Annotated in this window: 1 protein-coding gene and 1 pseudogene; one reads left to right on the top strand and one right to left on the bottom strand. The window is 62.6% G+C overall.

Features of this window, described 5'->3' with window-relative positions; translation table 11 throughout:
* Window positions 1-245: 245 nt before the first annotated feature.
* The gene (gene gltB / locus EN935_RS20040; RefSeq protein ID WP_109661229.1) at window positions 246-4,982 is read right to left on the bottom strand and encodes a glutamate synthase large subunit; all 4,737 of its coding nucleotides are present in this window, start codon (window positions 4,980-4,982) and stop codon (window positions 246-248) included.
* 506 nt (window positions 4,983-5,488) lie between these two features.
* Between gltB and EN935_RS42170 the strand changes: the two are divergent.
* A pseudogene (locus tag EN935_RS42170) lies at window positions 5,489-5,615 on the top strand (low specificity L-threonine aldolase); the annotation flags it as partial.

The following is a 5,615-nucleotide window of genomic DNA, read 5'->3' as shown; positions in this document are numbered from 1 at the left end:
ACATCGGCAGCGTGAATTCACGGAAATGCCGGATGCGATCGGAGGCCGGCTGGTACTTATGCACCTGCCGGTCGATTTCGAGAAAGCCTGTTACCTTGCCCATAGTCCAGTTCCTGCTGTCCAGATGGTGCGGTTTTCGCCGCACCCGTTAACCTCTTGAGGCAGCCATGGCAACCTTGCGCCCGAGGTCAAACTGTCGATGAAGATAGGCCGGGAAGCCTGGGCACCCCGGCAATTGCAAAAGCCTATTCCGCCGCGACGCCCATGCGCATGCGTTCCATCTCGATCAAAGCGCGGCGGTATTCGACCGGCATGATCTTGCGGAACTTCGGCCGGAACGTCGTCCAGTCGTCGAGAATCTCGCGACCACGTACCGATCCGGTGTAATGCACATGGTTCGAGATCAGCTGGTAGAGCCGCTCCTCGTCATGGCTGGTCATGTCGCCGGAGACGTCGACGCGGCCCTTGTGGTCGAGGTCGCCGCCATGGTGCAACAATCTCTCCATCAAATCGTCTTCTTCCGGAACCGGTTCCAGCTCGACCATCGCCATGTTGCAGCGCTCGGCGAAATCGCCCGCCTCGTCGAGTACATAGGCCACGCCGCCCGACATGCCGGCGGCGAAGTTGCGGCCGGTCTTGCCGATGACGACGACGATGCCGCCGGTCATGTACTCGCAGCCATGATCGCCAACGCCTTCGACGACGGCGGCCACGCCCGAGTTGCGCACGGCGAAACGTTCGCCGGCGACGCCGGCGAAGTAGGCCTCACCCTCGGTCGCGCCATAGAGCACCGTATTGCCGACGATGATGGACTCCGCCGCGACGATCTTGGCCTCTTCCGGCGGCCGGATGACGATGCGCCCGCCCGACAGGCCCTTGCCTACATAGTCGTTGCCAGCGCCGACAAGCTCGAACGAGATGCCGCGCGCCAGGAACGCACCAAAGGACTGGCCGGCGGTGCCGGTCAACTTCACCGAGATCGTATCCTCGCGCAGGCCCTTGTGCTTGAAGCGCTTGGCCACTTCGCCCGACAGCATGGCGCCGGTGGAGCGGTCGACATTGCGGATGTCGACCTCGATCTTGACCGGTTGCTTGCTTTCGAGCGCCGGCTTTGCCAGTTCGATCAGCTTGCGGTCGAGCACGTCGTCGATCGGGTGCTTCTGCCGCTCGGTCCAGTGCACCGCTTCATGCGGCGCATCCGGCTTGAAGAACATCTTGGAGAAATCGAGCCCGCGCGCCTTCCAGTGCACGATCAGGTCGCGCTTTTCCAAGAGATCGGTGTCGCCGATGATCTGGTCGATATGGGTGTAACCCATCTCGGCAAGCAGACCGCGAACCTCTTCCGCCACGTAGAAGAAGAAGTTGATGACATGCTCGGGCGTACCCTTGAAGCGCTTGCGCAGCACCGGATCCTGCGTCGCAACGCCGACCGGGCAGGTGTTGAGATGGCACTTGCGCATCATGATGCAGCCGGCCGCGATCAGCGGCGCGGTCGAGAAGCCGAACTCGTCGGCGCCGAGCAGCGCACCTATGATGACGTCGCGGCCGGTGCGCAAGCCGCCATCGACCTGCAGCGCAACGCGCGACCGCAAGCCGTTCAGCACCAGCGTCTGGTGCGTCTCCGCAAGGCCCATTTCCCACGGGCTGCCGGCATGCTTGAGCGAGGTCAGCGGCGAAGCACCGGTGCCGCCATCATAGCCCGAGATGGTGATGTGGTCGGCGCGTGCCTTGGCGACGCCCGCCGCAACCGTGCCGACACCGACTTCCGACACCAGCTTGACCGACACGTCGGCCGCCGGATTGACGTTCTTCAGATCGTAGATCAGCTGCGCCAGATCCTCGATCGAATAGATGTCGTGGTGCGGCGGCGGCGAGATCAGGCCGACGCCCGGCGTCGAATGCCGGACCTTGGCGATGGTCGCGTCGACCTTGTGGCCGGGCAGCTGGCCGCCCTCGCCGGGCTTGGCACCCTGCGCCACCTTGATCTGCATCATGTCGGAATTGACCAGGTATTCGGCCGTGACGCCGAAGCGCCCAGAGGCGATCTGCTTGATCGCCGAGCGTTCCGGGTTCTTGCCGCCGCCGGGCAGAGGCAGATAGCGGTCGGCCTCTTCGCCGCCCTCGCCGGTGTTCGACTTGCCGCCAATCTGGTTCATCGCGCGCGCCAGTGTGGTGTGCGCTTCGCGTGAGATCGAGCCGAACGACATCGCCCCGGTCGAGAACCGCTTGACTATGTCGGCCGCCGACATGACGTCGTCGAGCGCGACCTTCTCGCGGCCGGTTTCCTCAGCCAGCTTGAGCCTGAACAGGCCACGAATGGTCTGGGCGCGCGCCGTCTCGCTGTCGATCTGGGCGGAATAGTCCTTGAACGTTTCCCACGATCCCTGGCGCACGGCATGCTGCAAGGTGGCGACCGCATCGGGCGACCAGATATGCGCCTCGCCGCGCATGCGGAACATGTATTCGCCGCCGACCTCCAGGCTGTTGCGCAGCACAGGGTCGTTGCCGAAACCGTCATTGTGGCGGCTGAGCGTCTCCGTCGCGATCTCGTCCAGCCCGACGCCTTCGATGAGCGTCGCGGTGCCGGTGAAATATTGCTGCACGAAATCGGTCTTCAGCCCGATCGCATCGAAAATCTGCGCGCCGCAATAGGACTGGTAGGTCGAGATGCCCATCTTGGACATCACCTTGAGAATGCCCTTGCCGATCGACTTGATGTAGCGCGAGACGACTTCGTAAGCGTCCACCTCTTTCGGCAGTTCGCCGCGCTTGTGCATGTCGAGCAGCGTGTCGAAGGCGAGGTAAGGGTTGATCGCCTCGGCGCCATAGCCGGCAAGACAGCAGAAATGATGCACTTCGCGCGGCTCGCCGGATTCGACGACGAGGCCGACCGAGGTGCGCAGCCCCTTGCGGATCAGGTGATGATGCACTGCCGCCGTCGCGAGCAGCGCCGGGATGGCAATGCGGTCCGGCCCAACCTGGCGGTCGGACAGGATGATGATGTTGTAACCGCCGGCGACCGCCGCCTCCGCCCGCTCGCACAGGCGGTCGATGGCGCCCTGCATGCCTGCGGCCCCTTCGGCGGAGCCATAGGTGATGTCGATCGTCTTGGTGTCGAAGCGGTCCTCGGTGTGGCCGATGGAACGGATCTTTTCGAGATCGCCATTGGTCAGGATAGGCTGGCGCACCTCAAGCCGCTTGCGGCGCGAATTGCCGACCAGGTCGAAGATGTTTGGCCGCGGCCCGATGAAGGACACCAGGCTCATCACCAGCTCCTCGCGGATCGGATCGATCGGCGGGTTGGTGACCTGGGCGAAGTTCTGCTTGAAATATGTGTAGAGCAGCTTCGACTTGTCCGACATCGCCGAGATCGGCGTGTCGGTGCCCATCGAGCCCACCGCTTCCTGGCCCGTCGTCGCCATCGGCGACATCAAGAGCTTGGTGTCTTCCTGGCTGTAGCCGAACGCCTGCTGGCGATCGAGCAGGCTGACATCCTTGCGCAGCGCGCGTGGTTCGACCGGCTTCAGATCTTCTAGGATGAGCTGCGTGTTGGCGAGCCAGGTCTTGTAGGGATGCTTGGTCGCGATCTCCGACTTGAGCTCCTCGTCGGAGACGATGCGCCCCTTCTCCAGGTCGATCAGAAGCATCCGGCCGGGCTGCAGCCGCCACTTCTTGACGATCTTCTCCTCCGGCACCGGCAGCACGCCGGCCTCCGAGGCCATGATGACGCGGTCGTCGTCGGTGACGATATAGCGCGCCGGGCGCAGTCCGTTGCGGTCGAGCGTGGCGCCGATCTGGCGGCCATCAGTGAAGACCACCGCCGCCGGTCCATCCCACGGCTCCATAAGTGCTGCATGGTATTCGTAGAACGCCTTGCGATCGGCATCCATGAGCTTGTTGCCGGCCCAGGCTTCCGGGATCAGCATCATCATGGCGTGGCTGAGGCTGTACCCGCCCTGGAACAGGAACTCGAGCGCATTGTCGAAGCAGGCGGTGTCGGACTGACCGTCGTAGGAAATTGGCCAAAGCTTCGAGATGTTGTTGCCGAACAATTCGGAATCGACCGAAGCCTGCCGCGCCGCCATCCAGTTGTTGTTGCCGCGCACGGTGTTGATCTCGCCATTGTGGGCGACCATGCGGTAGGGATGCGCCAGCTTCCACGACGGAAACGTGTTGGTCGAGAAGCGCTGGTGGACGAGAATCAGCGCGGTTTCGAAGCGCGGATCGATCAGGTCCTTGTAGTAGGCACCGACCTGATAGGCCAGGAACATGCCCTTGTAGACGATGGTGCGCGCCGACAGCGACACGCAATAGGCGCCGATGTCCTTGTTGTCGTTCTCGGCATAGATGCGACCCGATATGACCTTGCGCAGCAGATAGAGCCTGGCCTCATACTCCTCGTCATCGGTAATGTCTGGCGTGCGGCCGATGAATATCTGCCGATGGGACGGCTCGGATGCCACGATGTCAGGCGCCTTCGACAGCGACGAATTGTCGACGGGCACGTCACGGAAACCGATGAGCGGAAGCCCCTCGGATTGCGCCGATTCGGCAATGATGTCCTCGATATGGGCGCGGAGCGCCGCGTCCTGCGGCATGAACCAGTGTCCGACGCCGTACTGACCCACCGGCGGCAGGTCGATGCCCTGGGCTGCCATCTCTTCGCGGAAGAAACGGTCGGGAAGCTGCACCAGCACGCCGGCGCCATCGCCGACCAGCGGATCGGCGCCGACGGCGCCGCGATGCGTCAGGTTTTCGAGCACGGCCAGCCCGTCCTTGACGATCTGATGCGACTTCACGCCCTTCATGTTGACGATGAAGCCGACGCCGCAGGCGTCATGCTCGTTGCGCGGATCGTAAAGGCCCTGGGCGGAAAAGCCGTTGGCGGTTCGGCCGATATTGGATCGCAAGGTGTTTTTGACGGTTGCCGCTTTCGTCTGCGCGGCCTGGCCGTTCGTCGCAGAGTGCGTCATGTCCGTCATCTCCTGTCCTCCATTCCAGCCCTTCGGGCGCTGGTTTGCCTCGGCAAGCACTTGGCTCACCCTGATCCTTGCGGCACGTCTTGCGAAATCCTTGCCGAACCAGGCGACTTTCCGCATGGTTCGTATTCGTACAGGCCAGAGGTATTCCTACTGGCAACAGTCTGGCCGTCCACCTGTCGCTCGCGGCAACAGCCGGAGAGGCCCAAATGATACGCCAATCCGGCTTGTTTTGTGCGACAAAATAAGACAGCACTACTGTCCTAAATTTTTATGACAGAAATCCCGGACGCACACAAGACCGATTCACAAAAAACTTGGGCCTTTCGCGACAGAAAATGTCGTGAAGTTGAGGAAGAACGTAAGCTTCAGTCGCAGGCCTCTTCCTTGCCGGCTGGCTGGCTTTACCGATTTTCCTGCGCCTGCCCCCTTGCGATCAGCACGTGAAACCGGTCAACTTCCGGCTGATTTCCCCAGAACCCCGATTTCCCAAGACATAGGCAGAATGCATGTTCTTCGCTTCCGACAACTGGGCAGGCGCCCATCCCGATATCGTTGCCGGCCTGTCGGCCGCGGCCGGCGGCTTTTCCACTGCCTATGGCGACGGTGCGCTCGACCAGGCCGTCTATCAGCGCT

This window comes from Mesorhizobium sp. M7D.F.Ca.US.004.03.1.1 (assembly GCF_003998635.1).
In the GTDB taxonomy this organism is placed as follows: domain Bacteria; phylum Pseudomonadota; class Alphaproteobacteria; order Rhizobiales; family Rhizobiaceae; genus Mesorhizobium; species Mesorhizobium loti.
This window is presented reverse-complemented; position numbering and strand designations above follow the sequence as displayed.

Excerpts from the sequence above, each read along its gene's own strand:
- gltB (WP_109661229.1), bottom strand. The coding sequence starts at position 4,982 with ATGACGGACATGACGCACTCTGCGACGAACGGCCAGGCCGCGCAGACG.